General features: G+C 73.8%; 15 protein-coding genes. 8 read left to right on the top strand and 7 right to left on the bottom strand.

The features are described 5' to 3' along the window. Positions 1-220: 220 nt before the first annotated feature. Positions 221-1,465 carry a cytochrome P450 gene (locus tag HF577_RS10685; protein WP_169395615.1) on the bottom strand — a complete coding sequence of 415 codons (1,245 nt, stop codon included), beginning with the start codon at positions 1,463-1,465 and terminating at the stop codon, positions 221-223. Between the two features lie 160 nt (positions 1,466-1,625). Here HF577_RS10685 and HF577_RS10680 point away from each other — a divergent pair, with 160 nt between their 5' ends. Genes HF577_RS10680 through HF577_RS10670 form a run of 3 tightly spaced genes read left to right on the top strand, consistent with a single transcriptional unit; the run spans position 1,626 to position 5,799 of the window. Then, positions 1,626-2,087: a MarR family winged helix-turn-helix transcriptional regulator gene (locus tag HF577_RS10680; RefSeq protein ID WP_169395614.1), complete on the top strand. Its 462-nt coding sequence runs from the start codon at positions 1,626-1,628 to the stop codon at positions 2,085-2,087. Then, positions 2,087-5,002, top strand: a complete 2,916-nt coding sequence (locus HF577_RS10675; protein ID WP_169395613.1) for an MFS transporter — start codon at positions 2,087-2,089, stop codon at positions 5,000-5,002. Before HF577_RS10680 ends, HF577_RS10675 begins: the two co-directional genes overlap by 1 nt. Then, positions 4,999-5,799: a YceI family protein gene (locus HF577_RS10670; protein ID WP_169395612.1), complete on the top strand. Its 801-nt coding sequence runs from the start codon at positions 4,999-5,001 to the stop codon at positions 5,797-5,799. The genes HF577_RS10675 and HF577_RS10670 overlap by 4 nt, the downstream gene beginning before the upstream one ends. A gap of 7 nt (positions 5,800-5,806) precedes the next feature. Here the strand turns inward: HF577_RS10670 and HF577_RS10665 are convergent, their stop codons facing one another. From HF577_RS10665 to HF577_RS10650, 4 genes are all read right to left on the bottom strand, one after another. After that, entirely contained in the window at positions 5,807-6,340 is a 534-nt protein-coding gene (locus HF577_RS10665; RefSeq protein ID WP_211174068.1) for a methylated-DNA--[protein]-cysteine S-methyltransferase, read from the bottom strand. A 4-nt stretch (positions 6,341-6,344) separates the two neighbouring features. Further along, a complete protein-coding gene (locus HF577_RS10660; RefSeq protein WP_169395611.1) occupies positions 6,345-6,914 on the bottom strand; it encodes a TetR/AcrR family transcriptional regulator in 570 nt (189 codons plus the stop codon). Positions 6,915-7,091: 177 nt separating this feature from the next. Next, complete coding sequence (locus HF577_RS10655; RefSeq protein ID WP_169395610.1) at positions 7,092-8,879, bottom strand: gamma-glutamyltransferase family protein; 1,788 nt, start codon at positions 8,877-8,879, stop codon at positions 7,092-7,094. 78 nt (positions 8,880-8,957) lie between these two features. After that, positions 8,958-10,670, bottom strand: a complete 1,713-nt coding sequence (locus HF577_RS10650) for a TM0106 family RecB-like putative nuclease (protein ID WP_312859062.1) — start codon at positions 10,668-10,670, stop codon at positions 8,958-8,960. A 212-nt stretch (positions 10,671-10,882) separates the two neighbouring features. On the opposite strand from HF577_RS10650, the gene HF577_RS10645 reads away from it, so the two are divergent. The 5 genes from HF577_RS10645 to HF577_RS10625 are packed head-to-tail and all read left to right on the top strand — an operon-like array spanning position 10,883 to position 14,349. Next, positions 10,883-11,455: a DUF6474 family protein gene (locus HF577_RS10645; RefSeq protein ID WP_169395609.1), complete on the top strand. Its 573-nt coding sequence runs from the start codon at positions 10,883-10,885 to the stop codon at positions 11,453-11,455. Positions 11,456-11,480: 25 nt separating this feature from the next. Then, complete coding sequence (locus tag HF577_RS10640) at positions 11,481-12,017, top strand: hypothetical protein (RefSeq protein WP_169395608.1); 537 nt, start codon at positions 11,481-11,483, stop codon at positions 12,015-12,017. 36 nt (positions 12,018-12,053) lie between these two features. Then, complete coding sequence (locus tag HF577_RS10635) at positions 12,054-12,788, top strand: YcnI family copper-binding membrane protein (RefSeq protein ID WP_169395607.1); 735 nt, start codon at positions 12,054-12,056, stop codon at positions 12,786-12,788. Further along, complete coding sequence (locus HF577_RS10630; protein ID WP_211174067.1) at positions 12,785-13,357, top strand: copper resistance CopC family protein; 573 nt, start codon at positions 12,785-12,787, stop codon at positions 13,355-13,357. The genes HF577_RS10635 and HF577_RS10630 overlap by 4 nt, the downstream gene beginning before the upstream one ends. Beyond that, the gene (locus tag HF577_RS10625) at positions 13,354-14,349 is read left to right on the top strand and encodes a copper resistance D family protein (RefSeq protein WP_169395606.1); all 996 of its coding nucleotides are present in this window, start codon (positions 13,354-13,356) and stop codon (positions 14,347-14,349) included. Before HF577_RS10630 ends, HF577_RS10625 begins: the two co-directional genes overlap by 4 nt. A 2-nt stretch (positions 14,350-14,351) precedes the next feature. On the opposite strand, the gene HF577_RS10620 is transcribed toward HF577_RS10625, so the two are convergent. Together HF577_RS10620 and HF577_RS10615 are read right to left on the bottom strand one after the other, a co-directional pair. Continuing rightward, on the bottom strand, positions 14,352-15,773 hold the full coding sequence (locus HF577_RS10620) for a dihydrolipoyl dehydrogenase family protein (protein WP_169395605.1): 1,422 nt from the start codon (positions 15,771-15,773) through the stop codon (positions 14,352-14,354). Continuing rightward, positions 15,770-16,429 carry an NAD(P)-binding oxidoreductase gene (locus HF577_RS10615; RefSeq protein WP_169395604.1) on the bottom strand — a complete coding sequence of 220 codons (660 nt, stop codon included), beginning with the start codon at positions 16,427-16,429 and terminating at the stop codon, positions 15,770-15,772. Before HF577_RS10615 ends, HF577_RS10620 begins: the two co-directional genes overlap by 4 nt. Positions 16,430-16,506 lie beyond the last annotated feature (77 nt).

Raw genomic sequence — 16,506 nt, 5'->3', positions numbered from 1 at the left:
GGGTGGCGGGGGGGCCGCGGGGTGAACCGTCGCGGACGAGACCGGCAGGGGCGGCGGTTCGGGCGCGGGGTGGCCCAGCTGGCCCGGTTGCGCGCACCCCGTCAGCACGAGCACGAGGGCGGCCAGCCCCACCGCGACGACGAGACGGGGCCCAGTTCTGCTCACGGCGCGGAGGGTATCGGCCGCCTGCTCGGGCGCCCTCACCCCTTCGGGCGGCCGGCTACCAGCGCAGCGGCAGGCTCGTCAGCCCGTTGATGAAGTTCGACACGAGCCGTCGGGGCTCACCGTCGACCTCGACGGGCGGCAGCCGCAGGAACTCCCCGAAGAACTCGCGCATCTGCAGCCGGGCGAACGCGGCGCCGAGGCACAGGTGCGGGCCCTGGCCGAACGCGATGTGGTCGTTCGGGTCGCGCGCGAGGTCGAACCGGAACGGGTCGGGGAAGCGGCGCTCGTCGTGGTTGGCCGAGACGTGGTAGACGACCACCTTGTCCCCGGCGGCGATCTGCCGTCCCCGTAGCTCGACATCTCGGGTGGCGGTGCGCCGGAACGTCAGCACCGGCGGGTGCACCCGCAGCATCTCCTCGATCGCCGACGGCAGCAACGCGGGATCGGCGCGTAGCCGCCGGTAGGCCTCCGGGTTCGCGACGAGCGCGAGCACCCCGCCGGGAAGGGCGCTGCGCACGGTGTCGTTCCCGGCGACGACCAGGAGGAAGAAGAACATCTTCAGCTCGGCGTCGGTGAGCCGCTCGCCATCGACCTCGGCCTCCACCAGCGCCGTCATCACGTCGTCGGCCGGTTCGCGGCGCTTGCGCTCGGCGAGGTCCTCCGCGTAGCCGAACATGTCGGCGAGCATCGCCGGTGAGCGCGGGTTGACCGGCCGCCCCTCCGCGTCGGTGACGACCTGGCCGTGCTCGGGGTCCTGGTAGCCGATCACCCGGTTGGTCCACTCCAACAGCAGGGCCCGGTCCGCGACGGGCACGCCGAGCAGGTCGGCGAGGTTCTGCAGCGGGAGGTCGTCGGTGACGTCACGGGGCAGGTCGCAGTGGCGGTCCGCGGCCACCGCGGCGAGCAGGGCGGCGGCGCGCTCCCGGATCACCTCGGTGAACTGCTCGAGCCTGCGGCGGGTGAACGCGCCGGTGACGAGCCGGCGCAGGCGGACCTGCTCGGGCGGGTCCATGTTCAGGATCATCCGGCGGATGAACGGGAGGTCGGCCGGGTCCGGGTCGCGGATCTGGGTGGCCCCGAGCGACGAGGAGAAGTCCGACGGCGTGCGCAGGACGTGGCGGACGTCGGCGTAGCGCGTGACGGCCCAGAACCCCGGTCCGGCGGGCCAGATGCCGACCTCGGGCTCGTCCTGCCAGCTCACCGGGTCGGTGTCCCGCAGGACCCGGAGATCGTCGTGCGGTACGCCTCGCGCGAAAGTCCGGGGGTCGAACACATCGAGCATGCCCTGTGAATACGCCATGCGACCGGACCACGAGGACGTGGTGGTCGGAATCACGGCACGAAGGCCCCAAACAAGTTGCCGATCGGACGTCGCGCGAGCATGCTTGCCCCAAGCAAGTTGTTGCTTGCTACAAACAACGCTAGTAAAGCGAAGGCAAACGGCAGGTGAAGGAGGCGTGATGGACGAGAGTGATCTCCTGATCGCCGACCGCATCGCCCAGGAGGTGGGCCGGCTCGGCCGGATCGTCACCGCGCTGCGCCGCCACCGCGGTGACATCGCCGTGGCCCATGTGCTGGTCCAGCTCATCGACCAGGGGCCACAGCGCGTCAGTGCCATCGCCGACGCCGTGGGCATCGACGCCTCCACGGTGAGCCGGAAGGTCGCAGAGCTCGTGGCCGCCGGCCTCGTCGAGCGCCGCGCCGATCCCGACGACGGCAGGGCCCACCTGCTCGCTGTCACCCCCGTGGGCGCCCGGATCTGCGAGGACGGGCGACGCAAGCGCGTCGAGCTCGTCGCCTCGGTGCTGTCCGGCTGGCCCGAAGAGTCCCGCCGACGCCTTGCCGAACTGCTCGGCCGCTTCGCCGACGACGTACAGGATGCGGGCCGGCGGGTCAGCCGCCGGCCAGGAGGAGAGAACTGATGTCCACCCAAGTTGCCGCGGAGCCCGCCACCAGGGCCGCGCCGGCACCGTCGGGCGAGCTGACCCACCGCCAGGTGCTGACGATCCTGGTGGGCCTCGCCCTCGGGATGTTCCTGGCCGCACTCGACCAGACGGTCGTCTCGACCGCGATCCGCACCATCGCCGACGACCTCGGCGGCCTGAGCCTGCAGGCCTGGGCCACCACCGCGTTCCTCATCACCGGGACGATCACCACCCCGCTGTACGGGAAGCTGTCGGACATCTACGGCCGCAAGCCGCTGTTCCTGACCGCCATCACGATCTTCATCGTCGGCTCGGTGCTGTGCACCTTCTCGCAGTCGATGTACGAGCTCGCCGCGTTCCGCGCGGTGCAGGGGCTCGGCGCCGGCGGTCTGTTCTCGCTGGCACTGACGATCCTGGGCGACATCGTGCCGCCCCGGGAGCGAGCCAGGTACCAGGGTTACATCCTCGCGGTGTTCGGCACGTCCAGCGTGCTCGGGCCGGTGATCGGTGGGGTCCTGTCGGGCCAGACCACCATCCTGGGCATCGACGGCTGGCGCTGGATCTTCCTGGTGAACGTGCCGATCGGCGCCGTCGCGCTGATCGTCGTGGCGCGGGTGCTCACCATGCCGCACATCCCGCGGCCGCACCGGATCGACTGGCCGGGCGCCATCATGCTCGCGGTGTTCCTCGTGCCGCTGCTCATCGTGGCGGAGCAGGGCCGGGAGTGGGGCTGGGACTCCACCCGCTCGCTCGTCTGCTATGCGATCGGCCTCGTCGGTCTCGTCCTGTTCCTGGTGGCCGAGCGGCACTACGGCGACGACGCACTGATCCCGCTGCGGCTGTTCCGCAACAGCGTCTTCGCGCTGTCGGCGGCCGCCGGCATCGTGATCGGTGCCGGCATGTTCGGCGGCATCTCGCTGCTGCCCCAGTTCCTGCAGATCGTGCACGGCGCCACCCCGACGGAAGCGGGCTTCCTGACGCTCCCGCTCGTGGCCGGGATCATGATCTCGTCGATCGTCTCCGGGCAGATCACCTCACGCACCGGCCGCTACAAGATCTTCCCGATCATCGGCGTCGCTCTGATGGTCGGCGCCATGCTGCTCATGCACTTCCGCGTCAACGTCGACATCCCGCTGTGGGAGCTCGACCTCTACATGCTGATGTTCGGCCTCGGGCTGGGTCTCTCCATGCAGACCCTCGTGCTGGCCGTGCAGAACGCGGTGCCGGCGCGGGACATGGGCGTGGCTACGGCGTCCACCACGTTCTTCCGGCAGCTGGGCGGCACGATCGGCGTCGCGATCTTCCTGTCGATCGTGTTCAGCACGGTCACCGGCAACATCTCCGACGAGTTCCGCAAGGCCTCCACCACCCCGCAGTTCCAGGCCGCGCTCGCCGACCCGGCCGTGCGTGCCAACCCGGTCAACCAGCCCGTGATCGCCGCCCTGTCCGGCGGTGGTGACGGTGGCGCGTCCAGCGTCCTGAACGACTCCTCGTTCCTGCAGCAGATCGACGCGCGGCTGGCCCGGCCGTTCCTCGCAGGCTTCTCCGACTCGATGACCGCGACCTTCCTCATCGTCGCGTTCGTGCTGATGGTCGCGTTCGTGTTCGTGCTGTTCATCAAGGAGCTCCCGTTGCGCACGATGTCCGGTGCACAGGCAAGGGCGATGGAGGATGCCGGGCTGGCCGAGGCCGGGCCCGCCGGATCGTCGATGTCGGCCGAGGGGGCGACCGCACAGGTCACGAGCTCCGACGCCGCCCACACTCCCGCGGCGCCGCCCGACATGGCCAGCCGCGCGGCGGCGTACAACGCGGCGACCCACAACGGGTCCGGCGGGCGACACGCGCTGATGAGCCAGGACACCACCCCGCTCGCGGCCGCGGTCAACGGCAACGGGCACGCACCGGCCAACGGACACCACGTGCCCGACGCGGTCCCGGCACCGGTCCACGAGCAGACGCACGCCACCCAGGTCCCCGGCTACCCGGCCGCCGCCGGGATGCCTGCCGACCGACCGGCCACCGACAACGGGCCTGCCGTGTACGGCACGGTGTCGCGCAGCGACGGACTCGGGCTGCCGCAGGTCGTCGTCACCGTCGCCGACCCGGCAGGCCGCCAGGAGGCCCGCACCACCACGGGCCACGACGGGTACTACCGCGTGGACCTGCGCACCGGCGGCACGTACCTCGTGGTCGCCGCGGCCGGCACGTACCAGCCGCACGCGGCCATGGTCGCCGTCGGCGGCACCCCGGCCCGCCACGACGTCGCGCTCAGCGGCTCGAGCGGCGTGGTCGGCACGGTGCGCACCCCGGACCTGATCTCGGGCACCCGGGCGGTGGCCGGAGCCGCGGTCACCCTGATCGATGCGCGCGGCGACGTCGCCGCGGCGCGGGTCACCGACGCCGACGGCCGCTTCCAGCTGGTGGGCGTGCCCGACGGCAGCTACACGCTGACGGCCGCGAGCCCCGGCCACCAGCCCGTCGCCGTGAGCGTGCGACTCGCCGTCGGCGCGACGATCGAGCGCGACCTCGAGCTACCACGGCGCTCCCGCCTGCTCGGCACGGTCACCGCGGCGAGCAACGGTCGTGGGGTGGCCGAGGCCATGGCCACGCTCGTGGACGCCACCGGGACGGTCGTCGGCTCCGCGGTCACCGGACCGGACGGTTCGTTCACGTTCGAGGACCTCGCCGAGGGCACCTACACCCTGACCGCCAGCGGATACGCGCCCGTGGCACAGGTGGTGCACATCTCGGCGGGAGCACAGGCCTCCACCGTGGTGCAGCTCGGCGCGCCGAACCCGGCGAACCCGAACCCGGCCGGACAGAACCCGGCCGGACAGAACCCGGCAGGCCCGAACGCGGCGCCCCCCTCGGAGCACCTGTTCGAGCCGTTCGACGCCGGCGGTGTCCGGTGAGCGCCCTGACCGGCCAGCTGACCACCCTCGACGGCTGGCCGGTGGCGGGCGGCACCCTCACGGCCGTCGACGCGGGCGGCGTGCAGCGGGCCCGTGGCTCCAGCGGACCCGACGGTCGGGTCGTCATCGAGGGGCTGCCGGCCGGCCCGTACACCGTGATCGTCGCGGCGCCGGGGCACGACCCGCTGGCGCGCACCGTGTCCGTCGGGGCTGAACCGGTCACCGCGCTCGGGGAGCTCCAGCTGCCCAGGGCGGGCGGTGCGATCCTGCCCGCCCCGGGCACCTGGACGATCGACCCGGTGCACTCGAGCATCCAGGCCACCGCGCTGCACATCGGGCTGGGCCGCATCCACGGGCGGCTGCGCCGCTTCAGCGGCCACGTCCAGGTGGCCGACCCGCTGGAGAACAGCTCGGTCGAGGTGCTCATCGACCCCACGGGCGTGGACACCGCCGAGGAGATGCGGGACGAGCACCTGCGCAGCCCGGACTTCCTCGACGTGCTGCGGTACCCGGAGATCCGTTACAAGAGCGACGGCCTGCGCCGGCTCGACGCCACCCACTGGGTGGTGGAGGGCCTGCTCACGCTCAAGGACGTGAGTGCACCGGTGCCCCTGCGGGTGGAGTACCACGGCACCGGTCCCGGCCTCACCGGCGAGGTCCGCGCCGCGTTCTCGGCGACCACCGAGGTGTCGCGGGACGACTTCGCCATCGACTGGAACCAGTCGGTGCTCGCCGGCCTCCTCACCGTGGGCCGCACACTGCGGATCGACATCGACATCCAGGCCGTCCGCACCTGAGCGGGGCTCACTCCGGCCCGAAGTCCAGGGCCGGGGTGAGCACCCCCTCCAGGGCGAGCAGCCACTCCTTGGTGGCGCGGCCCCCGCCGAACCCACCGAGGGAGTCGGCACCCAGGACCCGGTGGCAGGGCACCACCACCGGCAGCGGGTTCGACCCCATGATCGCCCCGACACCCCTCGCAGCCGTGTGGCCGCGGGGGGTGTCGGTGCTTCTGGCCGCCAGTTCCCCGTAGGTCACCGTGCTCCCGAACGGCACGGTGTCGTACAACGCCTGCAGGACCGTGCGCTGCCAGCCGTGGGTGAGCCTCCAGTCGAGGGGGACGTCGAACACCCGCCGGACGCCCGAGAAGTACTCCGCGACCTGCTCGGCCGCCGTTCCCCCGGCGCCGTCGACGACGGACTCTCCGAGCCGCGCCGCCATCCGGTCGACCGTCTCGGGACGGTCGCCGAACGCCACGAGCACGAGACCGGCGTCGGAGACACCGAGTGTGAGGGCACGGATCGGCCCGGGGGCGGGGACGACGGTGCGGACGATGGCCACGAGCTCAGTGTGGCACCGGCTCCCGACCGTCCCCCGGGAAGAGATCGGCGGCCAGGTGCCGGCACACCCACTCCGCCCAGTCCGGTGGCGTCCATCCCTGGCCCACGACGAGCAGGCCGTACGTCTCCGGCGCCAGCAGGGCGGCGACGACGTCCGTGGCTCGCTGCAGGGAGATCCGGTCGGTGAAGCCGGGCTTCTCGGCCAGCTCGTCGACCGCCTGGGCGTGCCGGGCGAGCACGGCGCGCCTGGTCCGGTCCAGCAGCTCCGCGAGCTCGGGATCGGCCGCCGCGGCACGCAGCACGGTGTCCAGCGGGTGGGTCCGCTCGATGGCCGACACGGTGGCGGCCACGTGGTGGCCCAGCGCGCGGAGCCCGTCCGGCTCCGCCGTGAGCTGCCCGACCTCGTCACCGGGCCGATCCTCCGGGTCGAGGCCGAGCGCGGCCTCCAGAACGGCCACCTTGCTCCCGAAGGACAGGTACAGCGTCTGCACCGCGACGCCGGCCTCCCGCGCGATGCCGGCCATCGTGGTCTCGAGATAGCCGTCGCGCACGAACAGCGCTCCGGCTGCCTCCACGATGCGGGCACGGGTGGCCCGAGCCCGCTCGCTACGGACGGTATTGCGTCGGCGCGTATTGATGGAACCCTCCACTGGAACGTCGTTCCAGTATGACGTTACAACATCAAGTTCCACGCCCGGGGCCGGCCGCGGCGGCGCACCCGCACCGGAGTCCGGTGCGGGTGCGCGGCCGGGTCAGAACGCCGAGGCGGCACCCACTCCGCTGCGGGTGTCCGCCGCCGCACGCAGCAGCGGGCCGTCGCCGCGTCCCACCGCGCACATCCGGCCGAGTGCCCATTCGCCCTGGTCGGTGACCACGTGACCGCGGCGGCTCAGCTCGGCCAGGGTGGCTGCGCCGAGCCGGGACTCGACCACGAGCCCGCCGGGCTCCCACCCGCGCGGCGCGAACGACGACGGGAACGCCGTGCTGTGCCAGGCCGGCGAGTCGATCGCCGCCTGCAGGTCCAGGCCGCCCACAGTGTGGGCGAGCCAGAAGCACAGCTGCCACTGGTCCTGCTGGTCGCCGCCGGGGGTGCCGAACGCGAGCCGAGGCTCGCCGTCCCGCAGGCCGAGCGACGGGCTCAGCGTGGTGCGCGGCCGCCTGCCCGGCACGAGCGAGGACGGCAGGCCGTCCTCCAGCCAGAACATCTGCGCCCGCGTGCCGAGGCAGAACCCGAGCGCAGGGATGGTGGGTGAGGACTGCAACCAGCCACCCGACGGTGTCGCGGAGACCATGTTGCCCGCGGCGTCGACGACGTCGACGTGCACCGTGTCACCGCGCATCACACCGGTGCGGCTGACCGTCGGCTCGCCCAGCCCCAGCCCACTCACCCCGGCGCCGTGCTTGTCGCCCGGCTGCGCCGCGTACGCCCCGATGCGCGGCTCGCGCCCGTCCGGGGAACCGGGACGCAGCTCGAGCGATGCCTTCTCGCCGATCAGCGATCGGCGCGCGGCGGCGTACTCCGGGGACACCAGCGTTTCGATCGGTACCGGTGCGCTGTCGCCGTACCAGGCCTCCCGGTCGGCGAGAGCCAGCTTCATCGCCTCCACCGCCCGGTGCACCGTCTCGGCCGAGGCCACGCCGTCGTCGTAGCGCAGTTCGGTGTCCCTGAGCAGCTGCAGCGTCTGCGGCAGCACGGGTCCCTGCGACCACGGGCCCGGCTTCGCCACCGTCCAGCCGTCCCCGACGTCCACGGTGAGGGCGTCCTCGTAGGTGGCCTCCCAGCCCGCGAGGTCGTCGGCGGTGAGCAGGCCGGCGTGGTCCCGGCCGGACTCGTCGCGCACCGGGGTGCGGACGAACGCCTCGATCTCCTCGGCGACGAACCCGCGGTACCAGGCGTCACGGGCGGCGTCGATCTGCCGCTCGCGGTCGCTGCCCGCCGCAGCGGCCGCGTCGAGCAGCCGCTGCCAGGTGGCGGCCAGCGCCGGCAGCCGGTGGACGGACGTGGGCACGGTGCCGTCGGGCATCCAGGTGGCGGCCGAGCTCGGCCAGAACTCCCGGAAGTGGTCGGCGACCGTAGCGATCGTGGTCGGGATCCGCGGCACCAGCGGGAACCCCGACGCCGCGTAGCGCAGGGCCGGCCCGAGCACCTCGGCCAGCGACATCGTGCCGTGGTCGCGCAACAGGATCAGCCAGCCGTCCCAGGCACCGGGCACGGTGGGCGCCAGCAGGCCCGTGCCGGGCACGATCGTCAGGCCCAGCTCGTCGCGCAGCAGGCTGACGGTGGCCCGAGCGGGCGCGACGCCCTGCGCGCACAGCACCCGCGGGGTGGTGCTGCCCGCGGTGACGAACACCGCAGGCAGGTCGCCGCCGGGGCCGCACAGGTGCGGCTCGACGACCTGCAGCACGAACCCCGCCGCGACCGCGGCGTCGAACGCGTTGCCGCCACGGGCGAGAACCGCCATGGCCGTGGCAGTGCCGAGATAGTGGGTGCTGGAGGCGGCGCCGTTGGCGCCCCGCTGTTCGTGCTTGATCGGCGACATGACCGAATCATCGCCCGTGCAACGCACCGGCGTGGGCCAGGAGCGGCACGTATCACGCCGCCGCGACGTCGTCGCTGATCAGAGATCAGTCGCGAGCGGTACCTCGTCGATGGCGGCCGAGGTCATCCACTCCCGCAACGCGCGGGTGGCGGCCACGTCGTCGGCGTTGTACTCGAGCAGGCGCCTGCGCTGCGCCTCGTCGGGAGGTGCGCCGTCCATGCCGACGGCGTCGCGGTACCACCGCATCGAGTTCTCGCCGCCCGCCTCGGGATCGTGCCAGGAGAAGCCCGCCGCCGGGGCGATGCGCTTGAGACCCTTCCCGTGTGCGCACAGGAACCACTCACTGACCACGGCGAAGAGGTCGACCCAGCACGGACCGGCGATGAACTCCTCGATCTCGGCCACCGGAGGGACGCCGGGCAGCCCGGCGAACCGGCGGGCCGAGGCCAGCAACCAGCGGTTCTCGGCCTGTTCGTTGTAGCAGTAGGCGGCGAAGCTGCGCCCGCTGGCGCGGGCAGCCTCCCGGACGCCGGTGAACCACGCCCAGAACTCGGCGAAGGAGCGCGCCTCGTCGACGGTGGGAACCGGCTCCCAGGTGGCGAAGGCGCGGTAGCCGTCGGGCTCGTCTCCCGGCCGAGCACCACCGGGGTGGTGCAACAGCACACCCCACAGGTACGCACCGGCCTCGCCGAAGCTCTCCATGTCGACGTCGACCTCGACGTCGGCTCGCAGCACCGGCGTCCGTGGCACCCGCCGCACCACCGAGAGCCCCCGCTGCCGGGCCCGCGCCAGCGCGATCATGTCGGCGAACGGCACCCCGGCAGGCGGGATCGGCGGCTCGAGCGCGGGATCGAGTGCGGCGAGCTGGCCGACGGTGCGCACCCCGAGGTCCCGCAGCACCGCTGCTGGCTCACCGCGCACCACGAGGCTGACGTCCTCGACGCGTTCCAGATCGGCCTCGCAGGTGGGCCACCAGGGACAGTGGCGGCACTCCGTGATGCGCGACGGGGCGGCCAGCGCGGGTGCACCGGTGGCTGCGGCCGTGGCGACGGCCGTGCGGTCGGCGAAGCGGGTGTCGTACTCCGCGAGCGTGGACCGGGCGCCGGGCCAGTGGCCGGCACGCAGGTCGTGCCAGACGACCACGTCGGCGTCCATGCCGATGACTCCGCCGTGGTCGCCGTGCACGAGCTCGGCCACGGGCGCCCAGCCCGCGGCGTGCAGCATGCGGTTGAGGTGGGCCAGGCGCAGCAGATCGCGCGGCTGGGACCGCACCTTCCGCGCCGGATCCGGCAGGGCGCGCCGCGGTGACGGCTCGACGAGCGGGGAGGTGAGCGCCCCGCTGCCCGGATCGGTGATGCGGTGGCGCACGACGATGACGGGCAGGTACCCGCCGCCGGCCACCCTGACCAGCAGCTCGGCCCCACCACGACGCCCGGCGGCACCGACGTCGGGCAGCACCGCACCCCAGATCAGCGGCGCGTCGGCGTGGACGGCCGCGGTGGTGGAGGCGATGCGCTCGCGGGTGGACGCCGAAGCGGGCACGACGTGCCAGCCCGGACCGGCGGCCGCAGCGAGCCGCTCGCCGATGTGGGCACGGTGGGCAGCGGCGTCGGCGCGGCGCTGTTCGAGCGACGGATCGGGCAGCGCACGCGGGAGCCCGACCGCCTCCGGATCGTGGTCGAGGTGGACCCGCCGACGGCAACGCGTGGTGACGGCGGCGTCGAGGGACACCACGGCCGCTCCGGTGGGAGCGTCACCGGTGGGCCGCACCGGACAGGGCCGGTTCTCGATTGCCGTCACAGGGACGAGGGTAATGACCGCCACCGACAGTCGGCGTTCGTGCCGCGACCACCCGAACCGGTGATCCGGGCCGCGGACGCGCCGGGTGGACGCCGCAGCGAGCCCCGGGCGGGAGCCCTAAGCTGCTGACCACACCGTTCTGATCATCGGACGGGCGCGAGGAGGGTGAGCGGATGGGGCTCCGGCGACGGTCCGGTGATGACGTGCGCTCCGCCGACTCCACGGCAGCGCCACTCCCGGACGAGACGAAGAAGACGAAGAAGACGAAGAAGGCCGGGCGAGCCGCCCGGCGGAAGGCGGAGACAGCCATCGACAGCGCGGGGGCCGACCACGGCCGCAGCCGCCAGCCGCTCACCGCGGCCAGGGCGAGGCGACTCATCGGCGTCAGCAAGGCCGTCGCCCCGCTGCTGGCGCCCTACGCCCTCGCGCTCGCCGGAGTGGCCAGGGCCCGCTGGGACGCCTACCGGGCCGCGCGCCTGGGGGTGGATCCCACCCAGCTGTCCGCCTACGCAGGTCCGGGCGGTGCCCTGCACGCGCGGCTCTCGCGGGTGGCCGAGGCGCTGGGCGAGCTGGAGTCGGGGACGCATGCGCAGCCCACGGAGGCGGCACGCAGGTTCGTCGCCGACACCCGGCCGCGGCTGGTCGACCTGTCGGTCGCCGTGCGGGCCGCCGAGCAGATGCCCACCGCCCGCCGGCGCACCGCGTACCGGGCGATCGGGGGCGAGCTCGACCGGATCGAAATCGACCTCCTCACCCACCTGGGCATCATCACGTAGTGCAGCGGGGCTACCGTCGGTCCCCATGAGCGGCGGTTCTGCGGGCGGCCACCGCCCGCTGCGCGGCGCGGCCCTGGCCGTGCTGACCACGCTGCTCACCGCCGTCGGGCACATGGCAGGTGGCGGCTCCGTGCCAGAGCTGTCCCTGCTCGTGGTGCTGTTCCCGCTGCTCGCGGCGGCGTTCGTCACGGTGGCGGAGCGCTCCCGCACCGCCGTGGGCATGGTCGCGGCCCTCGGTGCCGGCCAGCTGGTGATGCACCTGCTGATGGTGCTGCTGCATCCGATGGACCACGCCGGGGCGCCGGTGGTGTCCTCGGGGGCCGGGATGCTGGGCATGCACGTGGCCATCACGCTCGTCCTCGCCTGCGTCCTGCGGCACGCCGACGCGGCCGGAGCGGGGCTCGTCGCCGCGCTGCGGCGGGTGGTGCCGCGGCGCCTGAGCCCGCCTCCGGCCGACCGGCCACTGCCCACCCGCGCGGTGCCCGGCCCTGCCGTACCCGCGCGGCTCGCTCGCGCGCTCGCTGTCGCCCATGTGAGGCGTGGCCCTCCGGTGGGGTGCTGACCAGCCCCTTTCACCGACCCACACCGGGAGACACCCATGTCCTCGTCCGCCCGCCGGAACGCTCTGCGTGCCGGCACCGTCGGCGCGCTGGCCGTGACGGTCGCCGTCATCGGCGCCGCTCCGGCACTCGCGCACGTCACCGCCCAGCCCGGCACCGCCCAGCAGGGCGGCTACTCCGTGGTCGCCCTGCGCGTACCCACCGAGTCCGACACCGCGGGCACCGTCAAGCTGCAGGTGACCCTGCCGCTGGACCACCCGATCACCTCCGTCCGCACCACGCCGCGCCCCGGCTGGACCGCGACGATGACCAAGGCGCCGCTGAACCCGCCCATCCAGCGCAGCGGACGCACGATCACCGAGGCCGTCAGCACCGTCACCTGGACCGCCGACCCCGGCACCCGGATCGCCCCCGGCGAGTTCGTCGACTTCCCGCTGTCGCTCGGCCCGCTGCCCACCGACACCGACCGGCTCGTGCTCCCGGCCGTGCAGACCTACGACAACGGCGAGGTCGTGGCGTGGGACCAGCCTCCTGCTGCTGACGGCTCCGAGCCGGAACGGCCCGCCCCCAGCGTCACCCTGACCCCGGCGGACGACGAGGCGGGGACCGCGCTGGTCACCAGCGCATCGGCCACCGGCGCCCCCACCGCGGGAGCCACCGACGACACGGCCCGCTGGCTCGGCGGCGCGGGTCTGCTGGTCGGGGCACTCGGCCTCGGTGTCGGTGCGGGTGCGGTGCTGCGCACCCGCCGCACGGCAGGAGCAGGCAAATGACCACCGGTGTCCTGCGGGGTGCCGCCGTCACGGTGCTGTGTGGCCTGGCGCTGCTGCTCGGCGCCGGGCCGGCGCTCGCCCACACCCGGCTGGAGAGCAGCGACCCGGCCGACGGAGCGAGCCTGTCCACCGCACCCCAACGCGTGTCGCTCACGTTCAACGAGACGATGCAGCCCGGCTTCACCACGCTCACCGTCGTCGGGCCCGACCAGGCGCGCTACGAGACCGGCGACGTCACCGCGAACGGCGACACGGTGAGCATCGCCGTCCGCCCGCTCGGGCCGGCCGGCAGCTACCAGATCGGCTACCGGGTGGTGTCGGAGGACGGACACCCCGTCAGCGGCAGCATCGGGTTCACCCTCACCACCGCAGGCCCCGGGGCCGCCGCAGCGGCGAGCCCGGCCGCCACCGCCGCGCCGGCGCCCACCTCCTCCGCACCCGTCGCGGCCGAGAGCGCCCCGGCGCAACCCGCCGGTGACGGTGGCGCACCCATCTGGCCGTGGATCGTCGGCGCCGTGGTGCTCGTCGGCGGTGGCGTGTTCGCCGCACTGCGGATGGCCAGGGGATGACGCCCCCGACCGCGGGTCCGCGCCCGGCTGACCGGTACCTCCTGCCGCTCAGCTGGGCCGGTCTCGCGGTCGGAGCCGCCATCCTGGCCAGCATCCTGTCCGGCGCGCTGGCCGGCGCGACCCTGCCGGTGATGATCGGCACGTCCGTCACCCGTACCGGCATGGACGTCGCCGGTGTCGCGTGCGTCGGGCTGACCCTGCTCGGCACGCTGCTCCCGCAGGTCCGCGACCTGCCCGGAGGAGCGGTACGGGACCTGAACCGGGTGCGGGCCACGGCCGACCGTTGGCTCGTGCTGCTGGCAGGCGGCTGGCTGGTGGTCGTCATCGTCGGCGTCATGTTCCGGGTCGCGTCGGCGTTCGCCCGTCCGGTGTCGGAACTGAACGGCACGGAGGTCGTGGCGTGGGCGACCGAGCTCGCGGCGGGCCGCGGCATGGTGCTGACCGCGGGCTGCGCCGCCGTCGTACTCGGTTGCGGCGTCGTCCGGCTGTACGACCGCGACCGGCTCGAGGTGCGCGTGCCCATGGTCGCCGCGCTGCTCGGCCTGATCACCCCCTCCGTGACCGGCCATGCCGGCGCCGCACCCGACCACCAGCTCGCGATCATCACCGTGGGAGTGCACGTGGGCGCGGCCGGCCTGTGGGTCGGCGGGCTCGCGGCGATGCTGGTGCTGGTCGCGCGACACCGCCCGTTGCTCGAGGCGGTGCTGCCCCGCTTCTCGAGGCTGGCGGGCGGCTGCCTGCTTGCGATCACGCTGACCGGCGTCGTGACGGCCCAGCTCCGGCTGCAGAGCTGGACCGCGCTCTTCACCACCGGCTACGGCTGGCTCGTCCTCGCCAAGACCGGCTGCCTGCTGCTGCTCGCGTGCCTCGGCGCCCTCGCCCGGCGCCGGCTCGCCACCGGGCGTACCCCGGTGCTGCGCTGGGCCGCGCTCGAGACCGCGCTGATGGCGGCGACCCTCGGGCTCGCCGCGGCGCTCTCCCAGGCCGGCTGACCTCAGGAGGGCGTGCGGTAGGCCTCCAGCAGGCGCAGCCACACCTCGTTCATCGTGGGATAGGCCGGGACGGCGTGCCAGAGCCGGGCCATCGGCACCTCGCCAACGACCGCGATGGTGGCCGCGTGGAGCATCTCGGCCACGTCCTGGCCCACGAACGTCGCGCCCACCAGTACGCCGCGCCCCTCGTCGACCACGAGCCGGGCCTCCCCGTCGTAGCCGTCGGCCTGCAGAGACGACCCGCCCACGGCGAACGGGATGTCGACCACGCGGACGTCGATCCCCGCGGCCCTGGCCTGGTCCTCGGTGAGCCCCACCGCGGCCACCTCCGGGTCGGTGAACACCACCTGCGGCACCGCGACGTGGTCGGCGGTGGCGGCGTGCTCACCCCACGGCCCGAGATCGAGCTCCTCGCCGATGGAACGGGCCCCGATGGCGGCGCCGACGATCCGGGCGGCGTACTTGCCCTGGTGGGTCAACGGCGCCCGGCCCGTGACGTCGCCCGCGGCGTAGAGCCATTCCCCCTCGACGCCCTGCACCAGCCCGGAGTCGTCGACGGTGAGCGGCTTCCCCGGCTCCAGCCCGACGACCTCGACCCCCACGGAGTCGGTGTTCGGGCGCCGACCGGTGGCGAGGAGCAGCTCGTCGACCGTGACCGAGCTGTCCCCGAGGTGCATCTCGATGGCGTCGCCCGCCGGCGAGACGGAGTCGAGGCGCCGGTCCAGACGCAGGTCGATGCCCTCGTCGCGCAGCGCAGCAGCCACCCGCTCGCCGGCGAACCGCTCGAGCGCCGCCAGCAGCCGCGGCCCGTGCTGCACGAGCGTGACCTGTGAGCCGAGCCGCTGGAACGCCTGCGCCAGCTCACATCCGACGACCCCACCGCCCAGCACGCCCAACCGGGCCGGGATCTCCTTGGCCGAAGTGGCCTCGCGGGAGCTCCACGTGCGCACGGTGTCGAGGCCGGGCACCGGCGGCGCGATCGGGACGCTCCCGGTGCACAGCACGACGGCACGGCGGGCGGTGAGCGTCTCGGTACCGACGGGGCCGCCCTCGACCGCCACCGTGCGCTCACCCGTCAACCGGGCCGTTCCGCGCACGACGGCGATGCCTGCGCCCGTGGCCCACTCCACCTGGCTCTCGTCGCTCCAGTCGTGGGTGAAGGAGTCACGGCGGGCGAGCACTGCGGCGGGGTCGAAGTCGGCCGTCGTGCCGGGCAGCCTGCGGACCGCCGCCACCGCGTGGCCGGTGCGCAGCAGCGCCTTGGACGGCATGCACGCCCAGTAGGAGCACTCCCCGCCGAGCAGCTCGGACTCCACGATCACGGCCGAGAGCCCCGCTCGCATCGCGTAGTCCGCGACGTTCTCGCCGACCGCGCCGCCACCGACGACGACCACGTCGAAGGTCCGGCTCTGCGGTTCGCTCATGCCGACACCGCCGCGATCGCCTCGTGCACCTCGTCATCGCCCTCGCGCAGCTCCAGCACCTTCCCGATGGTGCCAGGAGCGTCGAGGAGAGCGGCGAGCACCGCGGCGGTGTCGTCGCGGGTGACCTCCGCGCGGTCGACCGGCGGCGGGGCGAGCAGCACGCGCCCGGTGCCCGGGTCGTCGGTCAGGGCACCGGGGCGCAGGATCGTCCAGTCCAGGTCGGTGGCCTTCAACGCCTCCTCGGCGGCCTTCTTCGCCGCCACGTAGGCCGCCCAGACCCCGTCGGCGCCGGGCGCAAGGGTTTCGTCCACCCCCGTGGAGGAGACCAGCAGGTACCGCCGGACCCCGGCCAGCCGGGCGGCCTCGGCGAGCAGCTCGGCAGCTGCCCGGTCGACGGTGTCCTTGCGGGCGACTCCGCTGCCCGGCCCGGCGCCTGCGGTGAACACCACCGCGTCGGCGCCCGTGAGGTGCTCGGCGAGCTCCCCAGCACCCGCCGACTCCAGGTCGACGACGGCGACGGCCGCACCTGCCTGCTCGAGGTCGGCTCGGTGGTCGGGGTTGCGCACCACACCCGTGACCACGTCACCGCGGCTCGCCAGCAACGCGGCGAGCCGCAAACCGATCTTGCCGTGCGCCCCTGCGATCACCACATGCACCGCAGGGACGCTAGTCGCGCGGCCGCCTCGTCGCCGGGCGAGTGCCCCGTCCCGGGTACGGGCTGACCCCATTCGTG

Origin of the sequence: Pseudonocardia xinjiangensis (genome assembly GCF_012911925.1) — a bacterium.
In the GTDB taxonomy this organism is placed as follows: Bacteria; Actinomycetota; Actinomycetes; order Mycobacteriales; family Pseudonocardiaceae; genus Pseudonocardia; species Pseudonocardia xinjiangensis.
This window is presented reverse-complemented; position numbering and strand designations above follow the sequence as displayed.